This window comes from Streptomyces sp. NPDC020379, assembly GCF_044387105.1.
GTDB lineage: Bacteria > Actinomycetota > Actinomycetes > Streptomycetales > Streptomycetaceae > Streptomyces.
Genome location: NZ_JBIRVR010000006.1, coordinates 185870 through 202946 on the forward strand (window position 1 = coordinate 185870; position 17077 = coordinate 202946).

The following is a 17077-nucleotide window of genomic DNA, read 5'->3' on the forward strand; positions in this document are numbered from 1 at the left end:
CGTCCCCCCACGTCCTTCCCGGGCGGTCTCCCGCCCTGCTCCGACCAGTCTGCGGCCGGCCACTGACAATCCCCGGCCCGCTTTCCACAAGGCTGCCGCAGACCTGCGGCCTACCGGACCATCATGGCCCGATCCTTGCGAATGCTGTCCTTCCGGCCGCTCGTTCGTCTCCAGTGTGCTCCCGATGCTGATGACGTGACCCAGACAACTCCTCGTCCCGCCCGTGCGGCGGAGCGCTCGCCGCGCGGTGAGCGGCGGACCCGGATCCACCGCGCCTGGTTCGTCGCCCTCGTCACCTTCGTGGCCATCGTCGGAGCTGCCGGGTTTGCCTCCCTGCCCAGCCTGCTGATCGAACCGCTGCACGCGGAGTTCGGGTGGTCACGCGGCACCATCGGCTTCGCCGCCTCCGTCAACCTCGCCCTCTACGGGCTCACCGCGCCCTTCGCCGCGGCCCTCATGGACCGCTTCGGCATCCGCAGGGTCGTCGCCTGCGCTCTGACCGTGATCGCGACGGGCGCGGGGCTGACCGTCTTCATGACGGAGAGCTGGCAGCTCGTCCTGTGCTGGGGTGTGCTCGTCGGCCTCGGCAGCGGCTCGATGGCTCTCGCTTTCGCGGCGACCGTCACGAACCGGTGGTTCGTCGGCAGGCGCGGACTGGTCACCGGCATCCTCACCGCCGCGGGCGCCTCCGGGCAACTGGTCTTCCTCCCGCTGCTCTCCTGGATCGTCGAACACCACGACTGGCGGCTCGCGGCGCTGATCGTGACCGCCGCCGCGCTCGCCGTCGTCCCCTTCGTCTGGCTGCTGCTGCGCGACCACCCGGCGGACGTCGGCCTCGCCGCGTACGGGGCGCCGGAGTACACGCCGAAACCGGCGCCGGTCTCCGGCGCGGCCCGGCGTGCGGTGCGCGCTCTGGTGAAGGCGGCCCGCACCGGTCCCTTCTGGCTGCTCGCCGGCACCTTCGCGATCTGCGGCGCGTCCACGAACGGGCTGGTCAAGACCCACTTCGTGCCCGCCGCCCACGATCACGGGATGCCGGTCACGGCGGCCGCCGGGCTGCTCGCGGTGGTCGGTGTCTTCGATGTCGTCGGGACGATCGCCTCCGGCTGGTTCACCGACCGGTTCGAGGCGCGCAGGCTGCTCGCCGTCTACTACGGGCTGCGGGGCGTCTCGCTGATGTTCCTGCCGATGCTGATGGCCCCGGCGGTGCACCTCCCGATGGTCTTCTTCATCGTCTTCTACGGGCTCGACTGGGTGGCCACCGTGCCGCCGACCATCGCCCTGTGCCGCGAGCACTACGGGGACGACAGCGCGATCGTCTTCGGCTGGGTGCTCGCCTCCCACCAGGTGGGTGCCGCCGTGGTCGCGTTCCTGGGCGGTGTGGCCCGCGACGCCCTCGGCTCGTACGACCTCGTCTGGTACGCCTCCGGAGCACTGTGCGCGGTGGCCGCGTTGATGGCTCTGGTCATCCGGAGGAGGCCGTCCCGGGTCCCGGCGGCCGCCCCCGCTGTGTGATCCCTCTTGCGATCCGTGTCCGCGGTCTTGCGCCGGTCACGGCCGCGAGGTGTTGTTGGCTCGTGTCTGTCGAAGTCTTTCCGGCCCTCCGGAAGCGTGCGGCCGCATCGGGCCTCATTCCGGTCAAGGCGGGCAATCGGTAAGAATGGTCCGACGCGGCCCGCGCCGGTGCGGTGTGCGTGCGGACCTCCTCGCCGGTGCGAGCCGGCAGTCCGGAGGGCAGTACTGGTCACGGTCTGTGCGCGGAAGCAACCTCCCGGCCTCTGGGGGAATCTTTCTTGGGGAGAGGGGCGGTTATGACACAGCAGGCCGAGCCGGACGCCAAGCCGGCCGATGCGGAGGCGGCAGCGGCACCCGAGCGGTCCGCTCGCGCGCCGAAGCGTGCGGTGCACGCGGACGGATTCGGCGCGGCGTTCTGCGCGTCGATGGCCGGGCTGTGCGCGGAGGCGGTGATCGGCGGGACGGTCGCCGTCCTGGTGATGCTCTCGCGCGAGCACGACGGGCTGCCGCACAACGTGGCCGTGATCATCGCGGCGGCCCTCGGCATCGCGTTCTTCGCCGTCCTCGTCAGCGGCTTCGTCACGGGTGTCGCGGTGATGCCCGCACTGGGGCTCGCGCGGCGCGTGGCACGGCGCATGGGCAGGGCCGAGCGCCTGCGCCTGGATCTCGCCGCGGTGCCGGTGGTGGCGGCCCTGCTGGTGATCGCTTTCGGGGGTGTGGCGGCGCTCGGCAGCCTCGCGTTCGCCCCGGCGCTGTCCTACGTCCTGTGGTGGGCCGGTCTCACCGCCGGGCTGCTGCCCGCCGCCTTCGTCGCGGCTGTCGCCGGCCGGCGCGTCCGCGGGGGCCGCCCCAAGGGCCTGGTCCGCAGGATCGCGCGCGACGGGGCACTGACGTGGCTGGCGGTCGCCGTGGTGGGCGCGGGCGTCTACGGCACCGGCCTGGTGAAGGTGTACGAGCCGCCGCAGCTGCACAAGTCGGACCTGGCCGGCACCTGGACCGACGGCCACGGAGGCACGGTCAAGTTCGACGCGGACGGCGGTGCCGTCGCTCAGGGGCTCGACAACTATGTCTGGGACGAGACGGGCAAGGACCGGCCGAAGGACTGCGACGGCTCCGGGAACTGGAAGCCCCTCCGGGAGAACGGCAAGATCGAAAGCGTGGCCCTGCGCATCAAGTCCTGCGAGCTCAGCCGCGACTGGAGCGTCGGCGGCACGCAGAAGAAGCCGCGGATCTACCACGAGATCGGCAAGCCCGGCTCCGGCAAGCGCTATGTGCTGACGAAGGTGGCCGGGCACAAGAAGTAGCCCGGCTGGGCGCCCTCAGCGGGTGAACGTCCCGAGCGTGCCCCTGTGGAAGAGCAGCGGCCGCGCTCCGGCCGCGCCCGCGTCCGCCCCGAGTGCCTCGACGTTCCCGACGACGATCAGGTGGTCCCCGCCGGTGTGCACGGCGTGCACCGTGCAGTCGGCCCATGCCGGGACGTCCGCGAGGCGGGGTGAGCCGGTCGCGGGGGACGGCTCGTGCCGTACGCCCGCGAACTTGTCGGCCGTCCGCGCGCCGCTGACCGCGAAGGCGCGGCAGAGCTCTTCCTGGTCCGCGCCGAGGATGTTGACGCAGAAGACGCCGGCGCGGGCGATGCGCGGCCAGGTGGAGGACGTACGGGCCACCATGAAGACGACCAGCGGCGGGTCGAGGGAGAGGGCGGCGAAGGACTGGCAGGAGAAGCCCGCGGGCGGCTCGCCGTCCCGGCCCGGCGCGGTGACGACCGTGACGCCGCTGGCGAAGTGGCCGAGTACGCGCCGGAATTCGTCCGGGGCCGGCGGAATCCGCTCGTCCGCTCGTACGGCCCGCAGTTCCGGTCGTGGCATGGGATCGACACGCGGTGGCTCCGGGCGGGGCGGGAGGGCCGGCCCCGGAGGTGCGGAGGTCGGCGCTCCGGTCGACCGCAGATAGCGCACGGCGGCTGCCGCCATGCCCGCGTGTCCCATCATGGCTCCATTGAAACTGACGGGGGGTCAGCTTGGAAGGGCCGCGCGCTAACGGCCCCGGAAGCGCGGGGCGCGCCGTTCCGTGAAGCTCGCCAGGCCCTCCCGGGCGTCCGCCGTCGTCATGTTGATCTCCTGCGCGGCGGCCTCCGCGGTGAAGGCCGCCGCCCGGTCGGCGTCGAGGGAGACGTTGACCAGCTGCTTGGTCAGGGCGAGGGCGCGGGTCGGCCCGGCGGCCAGCCGCTCCGCCCAGGCGTGGGCCGTCCCGGCCAGTTCGCCATCGGGCACCACCCGGTTCACCAGCCCCAGCCGTTCCGCCTCTTCGGCGGAGAGGGCGTCACCGAAGAACAACAGCTCCTTCGCGCGCCGCGGGCCCACGAGCCGCGGGAGGAGATAGGCGCCGCCCCCGTCGGGGACCAGGCCGCGGCGCACGAACACCTCGATGAACTGCGCCGATTCGCCCGCCAGTACAAGATCGCAGGCCAGCGCCAGGTGCGCGCCGAGCCCGGCGGCGACGCCGTTCACGGCGGCGATCACGGGCTTCTCGCAGTCCAGGACCGCGCCGATCAGCCGCTGCGCGCCGCGCTGGATCAGGCGGGCGACATCGCCCGGTACGGGCCCGCCGGGCCGGGGCCGGGAGGCCGGGCGAAGATCCGCGCCGGAGCAGAAGGCCCGGCCCGTCGCGGTGACGACGACGGCCCGCACGGCCGGGTCGGCGGAAGCGTAAAAAAATCTTGAAATTAGTTGTTCTCGCAGGTCAGCGGTGATGGCGTGGAGAGCTTCGGGGCGATTGAGCGTGATCCGCAGAACTCCGTTGTCAGTGGCGTGGAGTATCACTGAGGCATCGGAGCGGACGGGCCCGGGGGGCTCGGTGGGCCCGTCCGCTCCGGGAGTGCCGTCGGACGTTTCACGGGGGGAGACGGGCATGGGGAAGCTCCTGGTTCTCAGGGTCGCCGCGAGCGGCTCAGCGGCAGAAGGCCAGCGCGTCCAGGGCCACGGCACCTGGGCCGCGGTCCAGCACCACGAGGGGGTTGATGTCGAGCTCGGCGAGCTCGCCGTCCAGCTCCAGAGCCATGCGCTGCACGCGCAGGACGGTCTCCACGAGCGCGTCCACGTCGGCCGGGGGCGCTCCCCGGACCCCGTCCAGCAGGGTGCTGCCGCGCAGTTCGCCGAGCATCGCGCGGGCCCGGTCCTCGCCGAACGGCGGTACGCCCACGGCGATGTCGCGCATCACCTCGACCAGCACCCCGCCCAGGCCCACCGTCACGGTGGGGCCGAAGAGGGGGTCCGGCGAGATCCCGACCGCCATCTCCACGCCATGACCGACGAGTTGGCAGACGAGAACGCCGTCCAGGGGCAGGCCCTCGTAGCGGGCGATGTCGGTCAGCTCGCGGTAGGCGTCGCGGACCTGGCTCGCCGAGGTCAGGCCGATCTTCACCAGGCCCAGTTCCGTCTTGTGGGCGAGCTGGGGGCCCGACGCCTTCATCACCACGGGGTAGCCCACCAGCCCGGCGGCCCGTACGGCAGCGGCGGCGCTGGTCACCAGCTGTTCCCGGGGCACGCGGATGCCGTACGCGCGAAGGAGCTGCTTCGCCGCGTGCTCGCTGAGCTGTTCGCCCGGCCGCATGAGCGCCTGTGCCTTGCGGGCGGAGGGGGAGAGGGCGCGGGGGGCGTCCTCGAACGGGGAGCGGTAGTGGGCGACGAAGCGGTGGTGGTCGAGATAGGCGCGCACGGCGGTGACGCAGTTGGCGAAGGTGCGGAAGGTGGCCACGCGGGAGGAGCCGAGGAGCACTTCGCGGTAGGCGTCCTCGGTGCCCACGGGGGAGCCCCAGACCACGCAGACGAGCTTGTCGGTCTCCTCCGCGGCCGCCACCAGGTCGCGTACGAGGGTGTCGCTCATGGGTGGGAAGGGGCCGGGGATCGGGCAGATGAGCACGCCGACGGAAGGGTCGTCGAGGACGGCGTCGATGATCTTGCGGCCGCGCCAGTCGCCGACGGGGTGGCCGCCGCTGTCGACGGGGTTGGCGACGGAGAGGTAGTCCGGGATCCACTGGTGGAGCTCGTGCTGCTTCGCGGCGGGGAGGACGGGGAGGTCGAGGCCGGCCGCGGTGGCCAGGTCGGCGAAGTGGGCGCCCGTGCCGCCGGATATCGAATAGACGGCGACCCCGGTGGCCCGTGGCGGCCGGGCGCGGGCGAGCAGGGCCGAGGTGTCCTGGAGCTCGTCGAGACCGTTGACGCGGATCACGCCGAACTGCCGCATCGCCGCGTCCACCACGTCGTCGGCGCCGGTCAGCTTGCCGGTGTGGGAGGCGGCCGTGCGGGCACCGGTCTCGGTGCGGCCGACCTTGACGGTGACGACGGGCACCTTGTGCCGGGCCGCCCGGTCGGCGGCCAGCAGGAAGGAGCGGCCGTCCTTGAGCCCTTCCACATACGCGGCGATGGCTCCGACCTCCGGCCGGGTGGCGAAGTAGGAGATGAAGTCCGCGCACTCCAGGTCGGCCTCGTTGCCGGTCGGGGCCCAGTGCGAGAGCCGGACGCCGATTTCCTGGAGGGAGAAGACGGGGCGGCCCTGGTGGCCTGACTGGGTCACCAGCGCGATCGCCGGGCCGTCGAGGTCGGTGCGGAAGCGCTCGAAGGCGTTGAGGTTGGTGTTCGGGCCGAGCAGCCGGACTCCTGCCCGTCGCGCCGCGGCCGCGAGCCGGGCCTGGGCGGCGGCGCCTTCCGGTCCGGTCTCCGCGAAGCCGGAGGCGAACGCGACGGCGAACGCCGCCTTGCTGTCCGTGGAGTCCGTTCCGGAGGCGGCCAGTTGATCGATGACGGGAAGGGGGTCGCCCACGAGGAGGACGGCGAGATCGATCCGCTCGGGCAACTCGGCGACGGACGGATGACAGGGGCGGCCGAAGACGCTCCCGCGGGTCGGGTGCACGGGGTGCAGGCGGGCGCCGACCCGGTCGGCCCAGGCGATGAGCTGCCGGGTGATGCCGGAGTTGGGCCGGCCCTCCGCGTCCGAGGCGCCGACGACGGCGACGGTCTCGGGCCGGAAGAAGCGGTCCAGGTCGGGCACGTCCGAGCGCAGGGGGCGCCCGCTGACATCGAGGTCCTCGACGCCGTCGGCCAGGCCGTGGACGGCGGGGCTCCGGCGTTCGCCGCAGGCCGCCACGCGGGCCGGGCGGGAGGTGGTGGTGAGGGTGCCATGAGTCGATCCAAGCATCGTTCTCGTCCACTCCTGCTCAAGGGCCGACGGGCTGACGTAAGTTCAGGCTACCGATCTGACGTCACGTCAGGAAAGATGTGCGAGACGCTCCGGGGCGGCTCGATGGGCGTCAAGTGGCAGGGAAATGCAGGAGGTTGAGCGGTTGGAGGCTGAGGTGCGCCACGATGTGCCCGAGGTGGACGCGTTCACGAGGCCCTACTGGGACGCCGCCGCGCGAGGCCGGTTGCTCATACGCCGCTGCCGCGCCCCGGAGTGCGGCAGAGCGCATCATCACCCACGGGAGATCTGTCCGCGCTGCTGGGGCGAGGACGTCGTCTGGGAGGAGGCGTCCGGCCGCGCCACGCTCTACACATGGTCGGTCGTCCGCGTGAACGACCTTCCGCCGTTCGGCGAGCGGCTGCCGTATGTGGCCGCCGTCGTGGATCTCGCGGAGGGGCCGCGCATGACGACCGAGATCGTCGACTGCCCCGAACACCGGCTGCGGATCGGCATGGACCTGCGGGTGATGTTCCGCGCGGTGCCCGAATCCCCGCTGAAGCTCCCTGTCTTCCGCCCGTGTTGAATGCCGGACATGAAGGGATCGAAGGCATTGGCTCCCGCCCGGATCGGTGAGTCCGACCTCCTGCTGCGCCCGTGGAGGACGGGGATCTCGATGCCGTACTGCGGGGAATGGCGGACCTGAGTTCCGGCGCTGGAACGCCATCACCGTTCCGCCACCGGACGAAGAGGGCGCGCGGGCCTTCCTGGGGAGCCGTACGGACGGGTGGCGGCAGGGCGATTCGGTGGGGTTCGCGGTCACCGCCCGGGCGGAGGGCCCGGATGCCGCCGTGGGCAGCGTCGGCCTGTCCATGATCGACCACATTCGGCGGAACGCGCGGGTCAGTTACTGGATCCTGCCCGAGTTCCGCGGCCGGGGCTATGCCTCCCGGGCCCTGGAGGCCCTGACGCGGTGGGCGTTCCACGAGCGGCTGCGGCCGCACCGGCTGGAGCTGGGGCACGCGCTCGGCCATGACGCCTCGTGCCGGGTGGCCGAACGGTGCGCGTACGGCCTCGAAGGCACGCTGCGGGGCGCCTTGCCGGGCGGTGACGGAGGGATGTGGGACATCCGTCTCCACGCCCGGCTCGCCACCGGCCCGGAGCCCGAACTCACGGCCAGAGGAGCTCGGTGACCCAGCGGCCTCCCCGGCCGCGGCGGTAGTGGAGGCGCACGTGGCGGCGCCGGTCGTCGCCCTGGAAGAACTCGACCTCGTCCGCCTCCAGGACATAGAGCGTCCAGCTGTCCACCGGGGCGTCGGGCTCGCGCAGGGCCCGTTCCCAGGCCGCCACCGAGGCGCGTTCCAGCTCGGCGAGGGAGGACAGCGGCTCGCTCTGCCTGCCCACCAGCGCGGCCGCCAGGGCGCCGGGGGAGCGCTTGGCCAGGTCGGCCCGGCTCTCCTGGGGGCTCGCGGCCGTCACGGTGCCCAGCACCCGCACCTGACGGCCGACCGCGGGCCAGTAGAAGCCCAGTGCCGCCTCGGGCCGGGCGGCCAGCTCCCGGCCCTTGCGGCTCGTACGGTGGGTGGCGAAATGCCAGCCGTGCGCGTCCGCGTCGTGGAGCATGACGGTCCGCACGCACGGTGTGCCGTGCGCGTCGGCGGTCGCCAGGGTCATCGTGTGCGGCTCGGGTGTCCCGGCCTCGGCGGCCTCGCGCAGCCACTGCTGGAAGAGGGGCAAGGGTTCGGCGGGGGCCTGGGCGGGGTCGAAGTGCGGCAGCTCGGTGTCCCACACCCGCAGGGAGCGCAGCAGCTCGTGGAAGGACTCCTGGCGGCTGTCGGCCGTTTCGTCGCTCATGGCGTCCATCCAACCCGCTGCGGGCGATTCGTTCGACCCTGTTGTCTCGACCCTGTCTGCGGCGGGGGCCTGGGGCGGTGGAGGCAGGGGCGGTGTTCGGTGTGGGTGGGCCGCGCCTGCGGCGGGCTTTTCCCCTGCCCGCCCTTCCCGGAACTGGGGAGACCCTCAGGCCCCCACCGCGCTGACGCGCGGTGTCCTCAAATGCCGGACAGACTGATTTTTGAGCCCGGCAGCCGACAGGGGACGGATCTGGGACGCGAGCCCGCCGCAGGCGCAACCGGACCGAACTCAGTCCCGTGCCAGGACCAGCGTCCCCGAGGAGCAGAACCAGCCGCCCGTCCCCGAGACGACGGCCAGCTGTGGGAGGGTGCCGTCGCCTCGCCGTACCTGGCGGCCCTCCTCGGCCTCGCCCCTGAGCTGGCGTACGGCCTCGACGAGGAGGAAGAGGCCCCGCATGCCGGGGTGACAGGCGGACAGCCCGCCGCCGTCGGTGTTGACCGGCAGTCCGCCGCCGGTCGTCAGCCGGCCCCCTGCCACGAACGCGCCGCCTTCGCCTTTCGCGCAGAAGCCCAGGTCCTCCAGCGTCACCAGCGTCATATAGGTGAACGCGTCGTACAGCTCGGCCAGATCCATCTCCTGGGGGGTGACGCCCGCGCGCTGGAAGGCGAGCCGCCCGGAGGCCGCGGCCGGGGAGACCGTGAAGTCGTCCCACTCCGACAACGTGGAGTGGGAGAGCGCGGTTCCGGCTCCCAGCACCCACACGGGTGACTTCGCCGTACCGGTCACGTACTCCTCCGCCGCGAGGAGCACGGCGCAGCCGCCGTCGGACCGTATGCAGCACTGGAGTTTGGTGAAGGGGTCGGCGATCACCGGTCCGCCGAGCACGTCGTCGACCGTGATCGGATCGCGGTACATGGCGTGGGGGTTGAAAAAGGCGTTGGCGCGGGTTTGAACCGCGACGTCGGCAAACTGTTCAAGCGTGGTCCCGTACTCATGCATGTGGCGACGTGCGGCCATCGCGTACTTGGCGATGAGCGTGTGTCCGTACGGTGCTTCGAACTGTGCGGGGCCCCGGCTGCCGAAGGAGAGGGCCGCGGTGCGGCGGCCCGCCTTGAGGTCGGCGCGGGCGGTGGAGCCGTAGACGAGCAGGACCGCGTTCGCGTGGCCCAGGGCGATGGCGTCGGCCGCGTGCGCGGCCATGACCTCCCAGGTCGCTCCTCCGACGCCGGTCGAGTCGGCCCACAGCGGCCGCAGCCCCAGATAGTCCGCGATCTCCGTGGGGGCGAGCGTGCCCAGCCCGGCGGAGGCGAGTCCGTCGACGGCGTCCCGGCCGAGGCCGGAGTCGGCGAGCGCGCGGCGGGCGGCCTGGGCGTGCAGTGCGTACGCGGTGGCGTGGTCGACACGGCCGCAGTCCGAGAGGGAGACACCGACGACGGCTACCTTGCGCGGGCGGTCCGGGCTCATAAACCTGACGGTACATCAGATCAGCTCTGGGAAAGTGTGGTTGACCTGCCTACCATGACGGCCCTTCGGCTTCGGAAGGAATCCGCCATGGATGCCGCGTTGAGCGACGAGCAGAACGAGATCCGGCGCACCCTGCGCGAGCTGCTGCTCAAACGCTGCGGGCCGGAAGAGGTCAGGGCGGCGGTCCGTACGGCGACCGGTTACGACGAGGCCCTGTGGGCGCTTCTCGCGGAGCGGCCGGGGCTGCCCGGCCTGACGGTGGAGGCGCGCTACGGCGGAGCGGGCTGCGGGCCCGCGGAGGCGGCTCTGGCCGCCGAGGAGACGGGCCGGGTGCTGCTGCCGTCCCCGCTGCTGGCCACCGCCGGACTGGTGGCACCGCTCGTCGCGGCACTCGGCACGGAAGCGCAGCGCGCCGGGCTGCTGCCGTCCCTGGCCAACGGTGAGCTGACGGGAGCGCTGGTGCTGCCGGGCGGCCACCTGACGGCCGTGCTCGGACTGACCGGGGCGAACGACGGGCAGTGGGCGGGAGGCGGCCGGGCGGGCGGCATCCAGGCGCGGCCGGCCGCCTCCGGCACGGGCTGGCGGCTGTACGGCGAGGCGGTACAGGTGCTCGACGGGCACAGCGCGGGCCTGCTGCTCGTCGCGGCCCACGCGGGAGGGTACGCGCGCGGCAGGACGCTCCTGTTCGTCCTTCGGCCGCAGGGAGCGCGGGGCGTGACCCGTACCCGGCTGACCGCCTTGGACGAGACGCGGTCACAGGCCCGCGTCGAACTGCGCGATGCCGCGGCCGAACTCCTGGGGCCGACCGGGGAGGATGCCGACGTGCCGGGCGCGCTCGCCCGGCTGGGCGGCGGTGTGGCGGCGGCTGTCGCGGCGGAAGCCGTGGGGGCGGCGGACCGGGTGCTGGAGCGGACGGTCGAGTACGTGTGTTCCCGCGAACAGTTCGGCAGGCCGATCGGATCCTTCCAGGCGGTCAAGCACCGGCTGGCCGACATCCACGTGGTCGTGCAGACGGCACGTTCGGCCGCGTACTACGCGGCCTGGGCCGCCGGGGAGCGGCCGTCGGCGGCCGTCGGAGGGCTCGCGCTCGCTCAGGCGCTGGAGGCGCAGCGGATGACCGCGGCGGAGGCCGTCCAGCTGCACGGCGGCATCGGGGTCACGTGGGAGCACGATGTGCAGCTGTACTTCAAGAGGGCCGCTTCGGACGAGTTGCTGTTCGGACCCGTGCACAGGCTGCGGGAACGCGCCGCGGAGAGAGCCGGGCTGTTTGCCGCCCGGAGCGGACGGGAAGCCGTGGCGCTATGACTGCCACCGTGGAGCGAGTGGTGCAAAGAGTTTCCTCGACCCGTGCGTTCGCGCGGATCGCGCCGCACGTCGTGCCGGCGCTGGATCGGGCGGTGCACCGGTTGTCGGGTGGGAAGTCGATGCTCAGCGCGCGTCTGTTGCCGAGTGTCGTCCTCACCTCGACGGGCGCGCGGACGGGACAGCGGCGGCGGACTCCGCTCGCCTGCATGAGGGAAGGCGATCCGGCGAGCGCCTGGGTGCTGATCGGCAGCAATTTCGGCAGGCCCGGTCACCCTGCCTGGACGGCGAATCTGCTGGCGCACCCCGACGCGGAGATCAGCTGGAAGGGGCGGGACATCCCGGTGCGGGCACGGCTGCTGAGCGGCACGGAGCGGGCGGCCGCGTGGGCGGCGGTGGTGAGGTTCTGGCCTCCGTACGCGCGCTACCAGGCGCGCGTGGAACGGGAGATCCGGCTGTTCCGGCTGGAGCGGCGGTAGGCCGTGCCGTCGTCCCCGCCGGAGGCGAGGAAGAGGTGGGGGATGTCACTGCGGCGGGCCGCTCCGGCCCGAGCCGGGAGTGGCCCGCCGCTGCGATGACAGGACGTGCGAGGCGCGGACGCGCTACTTGGTCGGCTTCTTGCCGGTGATGCCCAGGTGCACGAGCAGCGCGAGGTTCGGCTTGAGCTCGGCCTGCTTCACGCCCCAGCTCTGGAAGCCCTTCTGATGCGAGGCCACGGCGGCGAGCATCGCGACGAGCGAGCCGGCGACGGCGGCCGGGCTGACGTCCTTGTCCACCTTGCCCTTGGACTGGAGCTCCTTGACGGAGTCCGTCAGGGAGTTGGTGACGGCGTTGAGGATCTTCATGCGGATCTTGTAGAACCGCTTGTCGCCCTCGGCCGCCCCGAGATCGACGACGCGCAGGATGGCGTCGTGCTTGCGCCAGAAGCCGAGGAAGCCGTCGACCAGTTCCTCGGCGGCCTGCCAGCCGGACTTGCCGACCCAGGAGCGCCCGGCGACGAGATCGGTCAGGCTCGCGCCCTCCTTCGCCATCTCCTCCGCGATCTCCAGGACGGCGCCTTCGACATCCGGGAAATACTGGTAGAAGGTGGCGGGCGAGGTGCCGGCCTTACGCGCGACGTCGATCACCTTCACGTCGCGGTACGGCGAGGAGCTGAGCATTTCACTGAGGCAGTCGAGCAGCTTCTGCCGCGTCGCCTGTCCGCGTCGTCCGGCCACGCGGCCGTCGACGGTGCGTACTTGTCCTGTCATGCCGTCAGCTTACCGAGGGGTGATCGGAGCGCGATCCGGCCGCATGCAAATGGGGGGAGGGGTGCGAGGTGGTACGTAAGGCCAGCTCAGGCGGCATGTGAGGGTCGCTGCGGGCGGCGGAGCGGATTGGCCCGTACCGGTGAATCGTCCTATCGACAGGCTGTGGACAAGGCCGCTCGGGACGCTCTTCGCACAGTTATCCACAGGCCGCGTGGAAACCGCGAGACCCCGATAACGTTGCGGTCGGAACACCTCGCGGAGCGGCGGACGCGCCTCGCGGCGGCTACGCGGAGTCACGAGGCGGAAGTGGGGGGTGTGACGGGCGGGGCCGGGCGTTCCGCATGTGGTGGAGACACGGCGATGCGCGACCCGGGTTCGCAACCGCGCCCGTCGCCAGGAAGAATCAGTATGCGTACCCCGGAGATAATTCGCGGTGAGACGCTGCACGGGGCTGAAACCCTTCAAGCCCCCACGGGGAGGTGGCAGGCCAGTGGTGGAGCAGCTTACGCAGCACGACCCGAGACGGATCGGCCCGTTCGAGGTGCTCGGCCGACTCGGCGCCGGCGGCATGGGGCTGGTCTATCTCGCCCGCTCGGCCTCCGGCCGGCGGGTCGCGATCAAGACGGTGCGCACGGAGCTCGCCGAGGACCAGCTCTTCCGGGTCCGCTTCACCCGTGAGGTGGAGGCGGCCCGCGCGGTCAGCGGCTTCTACACCGCCGCCGTCGTCGACGCCGACCCGCGCGCCGCCGTGCCCTGGCTGGCCACCGCCTATGTGCCGGCGCCCTCGCTCGAAGAGATCATCAACGAGTGCGGCCCGCTCCCGGCCCAGGCCGTCCGGTGGCTGGCCGCCGGTGTCGCGGAGGCGTTGCAGTCCATCCACGGCGCGGGCCTCGTGCACCGCGACCTCAAGCCGTCGAACGTCCTGGTGGTGGAGGACGGCCCCAGGGTCATCGACTTCGGCATCGCCTCCGGCGTCTCCAACACCCGGCTGACGATGACGAACGTCGCCGTCGGCACGCCCGCCTATATGTCTCCCGAGCAGGCACGCGACTCCCGCAGCGTGACGGGGGCCAGCGACATCTTCTCGCTCGGCTCGACGCTCGTCTTCGCCGCGACCGGCCACGCGCCCTTCCATGGCGCGAACCCGGTGGAGACCGTCTTCATGCTGCTGCGCGAGGGCCCGGACCTGACCGGGCTGCCGGACGAGCTCCGCCCGCTCATCGACTCCTGCATGCAGATGGCCGCGGAGCACCGCCCCACCCCGGCCGACCTCCAGGCGCAGCTCGCCCCGCACCTCTTCGCCTCCGGCGGGGACGACGACAGCGGCACGGCCTCGGCCTGGCTGCCGGACAACGCCGTCACCCTCATCGAGCAGCGCCGGGCGGGGAACCGGCCCGCCCCCGCCGCCGCGGCCGCGAGGAGCGGCCGCAACCGCTCCGGCGTGCCGCCCCGACCCGCGCAGCCCCCGACGCCGTCCCGCGCGCCCGCCGCCTCCTACGCGCCGCCCGGCGCGCGCAGCGGGCCCGCCTGGGGCGACGGTCACCTGGGCGGCGCGGACACCGGTCGTTCCGGCATGGCAGGTGCCCCCGATCCGCGCGGCGGACCGGGCGGGTCCGCCGAGGCTCCCGTCGTGGCCGCCGCGCACGGCCGGCACGCGGGGGCGCCCGCCGCGTCCGCGCACGACGGCTCCGTACGGCTGGCCGGATCGCAGGTCCCCATCGGGCCCGGTCCGCGCGTCGCCGACGTGCGCGAGCCGCAGGCCCACCCCGGCGCGGGACCCACGACCGGCTGGGTGCGCCCGCCCGCCGGGATGACGGGCGCGGCGTCCGCTTCCGTGCCCCCGCAGTCCGCCGCTCCCGCGATGGACGGCGGCAACGCCCAGCCGGACCAGGGCCGTTGGCGGCCCTGGCGGTTCCGCATGTCCAACGACGTGTGGGGCACGCCGACCGTCGCCGGAGAGCTGCTCTATGTGACGTCGTTCGAGGTCCACGCGCTCGATGTGGCCAGCGGGCGGAGGCAGTTCAAGACGCGGGACGTGGCCTGGGCCATGGCCGTCGCGGACGGCCGCATCCACGCCTCCGACGGCCCCACGCTCTACGCGCTCGACGCGGCGGACGGCGCCGAGCGCTGGCGGCTGGCCACCGACGGCTGGGTGTATTCGCTCCGGGCCGACCGGGGCACGATCGTCACCGGCACGCGGGGCGGCGGTGTCCAGGCGTGGGAGGCGGCCAACGGCGAGCTGCTGTGGGAGATGAGCGGCCTCCAGACCGACTTCGAGACCCCGGACTGCGGCCCGTTCGCGCAGGACGGCACGGTGTATGTGTGGGCCGACGGGCGGCTGCGCGCCCTGGAGGCGCGCACGGGCGCGGAGCGCTGGTCGTATCCCGTGGGTGACACCGCGTCCTGCGGCGGTGTGCCGGTGCGGCTGCTGGCCGCGCCGGACGGCGTGGTGTACGTGGCGGCCGGTACGCGGGTCCTCGCGATCGACGTGGCGCGCGGGGACGTGCGCTGGCGGTTCGAGGCGCCCGCGGTCTTCCTGAGCCCGCCCGCCTTCGCGCCGGGCCCGGCGGTCACGGGCGGCGGTGTCTACATCGCGGACTATCTGGGCACGGTCTACGCCCTGGACGCGGCGACCGGCCGGGACCGCTGGCGCATCGCCACGGAGCCCCGGCAGTCCACGGAGCCGGTGCTCGTGGCGTCCGGGGCCGTGCACCTGGGCAGCGGCGGCGCGCTGTACACGCTGGACGCCGTCACGGGCACGCCCAGGTGGCGTTTCGCGGCCGGTGGCGATGTGGTGGGCGCGCCCGTCGTCGCCGAGGGCCGGGTCCACTTCGGCTCCGCGGACCACTGTCTGTACACGGTCGACGCGGCGGGCGGTCAGCTCCGCTGGAAGCTGGCCACCGGCGGCGAGATCACCGGGTCCCCGGTGGCCATGGGCGGCGTGGTCTACGCCTGTAGCAAGGACCGCTGTGTGTACGCGCTGGACGCGGCCAAGGGGACGGGGCTGTCCCGGCGTTGAGGTGATCCCGTCGCACGGTCGGGTCCGGCCGATCGTCGGGTGCCCTCACTCGGACCCGCCTGGTGGTTTCAGGAAGTGGGCTTTCCGCTGTTCGCTGTCGGTGGGCCAGAGGCAGGTGCCGCGTCCGGTCGGGCCCAAGGCGGCAGGAAGGTCGCGGCGTTGAGGTGATCGATGTGTGGGTGCGGGTGCGTGCTCTGACCCGGGCCCGCCCGGCGGTGGTCACGTAGTGGGCCTTCTACCGCTCATCGTCGGTGGTTCACCGCAAGCGGTACGTCCGGTCGCGGCCGGTGAAGAGTCGGTTCTGGCTATCCGGCGGCAGATTGCCGAGGGAGATCAGGTGGGGGGCCAGGGCGAGGGCGTGGGCGCGGGCCGCTTCCTTGGCCGCCCACAGGGCCCGTACGGTCCCCTGGACCGCCTCGGTGGGGCAGGAGGCGATGACGCGGGCGGCGCGCAGGGCCGCGGCCACGGCCTCGCCGGGCGCGGTCAGTTCGGAGACGAGGCCGATCTCGTACGCGCGGCGCGCGGAGAGGCGTTCGGCGGTGCCCATCAGCGCCGTGCGCGCGGCCTCGCCGAACGGCATCCGCTGGGCCATGTGGATCGATTCGTACGCACTGACCATGCCGTAGGTGGTGTGCGGGTCGAAGAACGTCGCGTTCTCCGAGGCGACCACGAACTCCGCCTCGCCGAGCAGATAGAAGGCGCCGCCGCAGGCCAGCCCGCCGACCGCGGCGATCACCGGCTTCCACAGGTCGGCGGCCTTGGGGCCGACGGTGAGGAGCGGGTCGTCGACGGAGTAGGGCGAGCCGGGCTGGGGCGCGGTCACCGACCGGTCGATGCCGGAGCAGAACGCCCGGTCGCCGGCGCCGGTGAGCACGACGGCGCGCACGTGGCCGTCGCGGCGCAAGCGGCGCCACACGGCGGCCAGGGCGGCGGCCGTGGCCAGGTCGATCGCGTTGTGCCGGGCGGGCCGGTCGAGGGTGACGAGCGCGACGCCGTCCTCCGCCACCTCCGTACGCACCGGTGCGTCGTCGGCCGTCATGGGCGCTCCAGCAGCCAACACGGCACCGTCACACCCGCCGTGAGCTCCGTGAAGGCGACGCGGACGGGCGCGCCGATGCGCAGCCGGGCCGGATCGACGGAGTCGGGCGGCGCGCCGGGGGAGGCGACCACATTGCCGACGAGGCGGATGAGCGGGGCGTCGGCGAGTTCCACGACCACGACGTTGTACGGGGCGTGCGCGGCATAGGCGGGCAGGAGGGGCGGGTGGGGCAGCACGTACGACCAGATGCGGCCGCGGCCGCTCATCCCGCGCCACGCGACGGCGAAGGACTGGCAGTGCGGGCAGCAGGGCCGGGGCGGGAACCGCAGCCGCCCGCAGTCGGCGCACGCCTGTATCCGCAGCTCACCGCGGGTGGCGAACTCCCAGAAGGGGGCGCCGTCCGGGTCCGGCACGGGCACGAGGAGCCCGTTGTCAGTGGTGCCCTTCATCATGGAGGACATG

The 17077-nt window shown here is 73.0% G+C and carries 15 protein-coding genes; 7 read left to right on the forward strand and 8 right to left on the reverse strand.

The window, feature by feature from the left end; translation table 11 throughout:
- Positions 1-195 precede the first annotated feature (195 nt).
- Positions 196-1515 (forward strand): MFS transporter, encoded by a 1320-nt coding sequence (locus ACH427_RS10610; RefSeq protein ID WP_398869042.1) that lies wholly within the window; start codon positions 196-198, stop codon positions 1513-1515.
- A gap of 296 nt (positions 1516-1811) precedes the next feature.
- Positions 1812-2819 carry a hypothetical protein gene (locus tag ACH427_RS10615; protein WP_398869043.1) on the forward strand — a complete coding sequence of 336 codons (1008 nt, stop codon included), beginning with the start codon at positions 1812-1814 and terminating at the stop codon, positions 2817-2819.
- 15 nt (positions 2820-2834) lie between these two features.
- Here the strand turns inward: ACH427_RS10615 and ACH427_RS10620 are convergent, their stop codons facing one another.
- The 3 genes from ACH427_RS10620 to ACH427_RS10630 all read right to left on the reverse strand — a co-directional run bounded on the left by ACH427_RS10620 (position 2835) and on the right by ACH427_RS10630 (position 6708).
- Positions 2835-3485, reverse strand: coding sequence for a flavin reductase family protein (locus tag ACH427_RS10620; protein WP_398869185.1), 651 nt, complete (start codon positions 3483-3485; stop codon positions 2835-2837).
- 63 nt (positions 3486-3548) lie between these two features.
- On the reverse strand, positions 3549-4424 hold the full coding sequence (locus tag ACH427_RS10625; protein ID WP_398869044.1) for an enoyl-CoA hydratase/isomerase family protein: 876 nt from the start codon (positions 4422-4424) through the stop codon (positions 3549-3551).
- 37 nt (positions 4425-4461) lie between these two features.
- Complete coding sequence (locus tag ACH427_RS10630) at positions 4462-6708, reverse strand: acetate--CoA ligase family protein (RefSeq protein ID WP_398869045.1); 2247 nt, start codon at positions 6706-6708, stop codon at positions 4462-4464.
- A 127-nt stretch (positions 6709-6835) separates the two neighbouring features.
- Here ACH427_RS10630 and ACH427_RS10635 point away from each other — a divergent pair, with 127 nt between their 5' ends.
- Positions 6836-7273, forward strand: coding sequence for a Zn-ribbon domain-containing OB-fold protein (locus tag ACH427_RS10635; RefSeq protein ID WP_398869046.1), 438 nt, complete (start codon positions 6836-6838; stop codon positions 7271-7273).
- A gap of 46 nt (positions 7274-7319) precedes the next feature.
- Positions 7320-7880, forward strand: coding sequence for a GNAT family N-acetyltransferase (locus ACH427_RS10640; protein WP_398869047.1), 561 nt, complete (start codon positions 7320-7322; stop codon positions 7878-7880).
- Here the strand turns inward: ACH427_RS10640 and ACH427_RS10645 are convergent.
- Together ACH427_RS10645 and ACH427_RS10650 are read right to left on the reverse strand one after the other, a co-directional pair.
- Entirely contained in the window at positions 7858-8541 is a 684-nt protein-coding gene (locus ACH427_RS10645) for a pyridoxal 5'-phosphate synthase (RefSeq protein WP_398869048.1), read from the reverse strand. The genes ACH427_RS10640 and ACH427_RS10645 overlap by 23 nt on opposite strands.
- A 288-nt stretch (positions 8542-8829) precedes the next feature.
- The gene (locus tag ACH427_RS10650) at positions 8830-10005 is read right to left on the reverse strand and encodes a thiolase C-terminal domain-containing protein (RefSeq protein WP_398869049.1); all 1176 of its coding nucleotides are present in this window, start codon (positions 10003-10005) and stop codon (positions 8830-8832) included.
- An 87-nt stretch (positions 10006-10092) separates the two neighbouring features.
- Between ACH427_RS10650 and ACH427_RS10655 the strand changes: the two genes are divergently transcribed.
- Both ACH427_RS10655 and ACH427_RS10660 read left to right on the forward strand, forming a co-directional pair.
- Positions 10093-11310, forward strand: a complete 1218-nt coding sequence (locus ACH427_RS10655) for an acyl-CoA dehydrogenase family protein (protein ID WP_398869050.1) — start codon at positions 10093-10095, stop codon at positions 11308-11310.
- A complete protein-coding gene (locus ACH427_RS10660; protein WP_398869051.1) occupies positions 11307-11786 on the forward strand; it encodes a nitroreductase family deazaflavin-dependent oxidoreductase in 480 nt (159 codons plus the stop codon). Before ACH427_RS10655 ends, ACH427_RS10660 begins: the two co-directional genes overlap by 4 nt.
- Positions 11787-11909: 123 nt before the next feature.
- Here the strand turns inward: ACH427_RS10660 and ACH427_RS10665 are convergent, their stop codons facing one another.
- Positions 11910-12557, reverse strand: a complete 648-nt coding sequence (locus ACH427_RS10665; protein WP_366003910.1) for a TetR family transcriptional regulator — start codon at positions 12555-12557, stop codon at positions 11910-11912.
- A gap of 490 nt (positions 12558-13047) precedes the next feature.
- On the opposite strand from ACH427_RS10665, the gene ACH427_RS10670 reads away from it, so the two are divergent.
- Positions 13048-15576 carry a PQQ-binding-like beta-propeller repeat protein gene (locus ACH427_RS10670; RefSeq protein WP_398869052.1) on the forward strand — a complete coding sequence of 843 codons (2529 nt, stop codon included), beginning with the start codon at positions 13048-13050 and terminating at the stop codon, positions 15574-15576.
- Between the two features lie 256 nt (positions 15577-15832).
- On the opposite strand, the gene ACH427_RS10675 is transcribed toward ACH427_RS10670, so the two are convergent.
- Both ACH427_RS10675 and ACH427_RS10680 read right to left on the reverse strand, forming a co-directional pair.
- Positions 15833-16615, reverse strand: a complete 783-nt coding sequence (locus ACH427_RS10675) for an enoyl-CoA hydratase/isomerase family protein (protein WP_398869053.1) — start codon at positions 16613-16615, stop codon at positions 15833-15835.
- A complete protein-coding gene (locus ACH427_RS10680; RefSeq protein ID WP_398869054.1) occupies positions 16612-17076 on the reverse strand; it encodes a Zn-ribbon domain-containing OB-fold protein in 465 nt (154 codons plus the stop codon). Before ACH427_RS10680 ends, ACH427_RS10675 begins: the two co-directional genes overlap by 4 nt.
- Between the last annotated feature and the right edge of the window lies 1 nt (position 17077).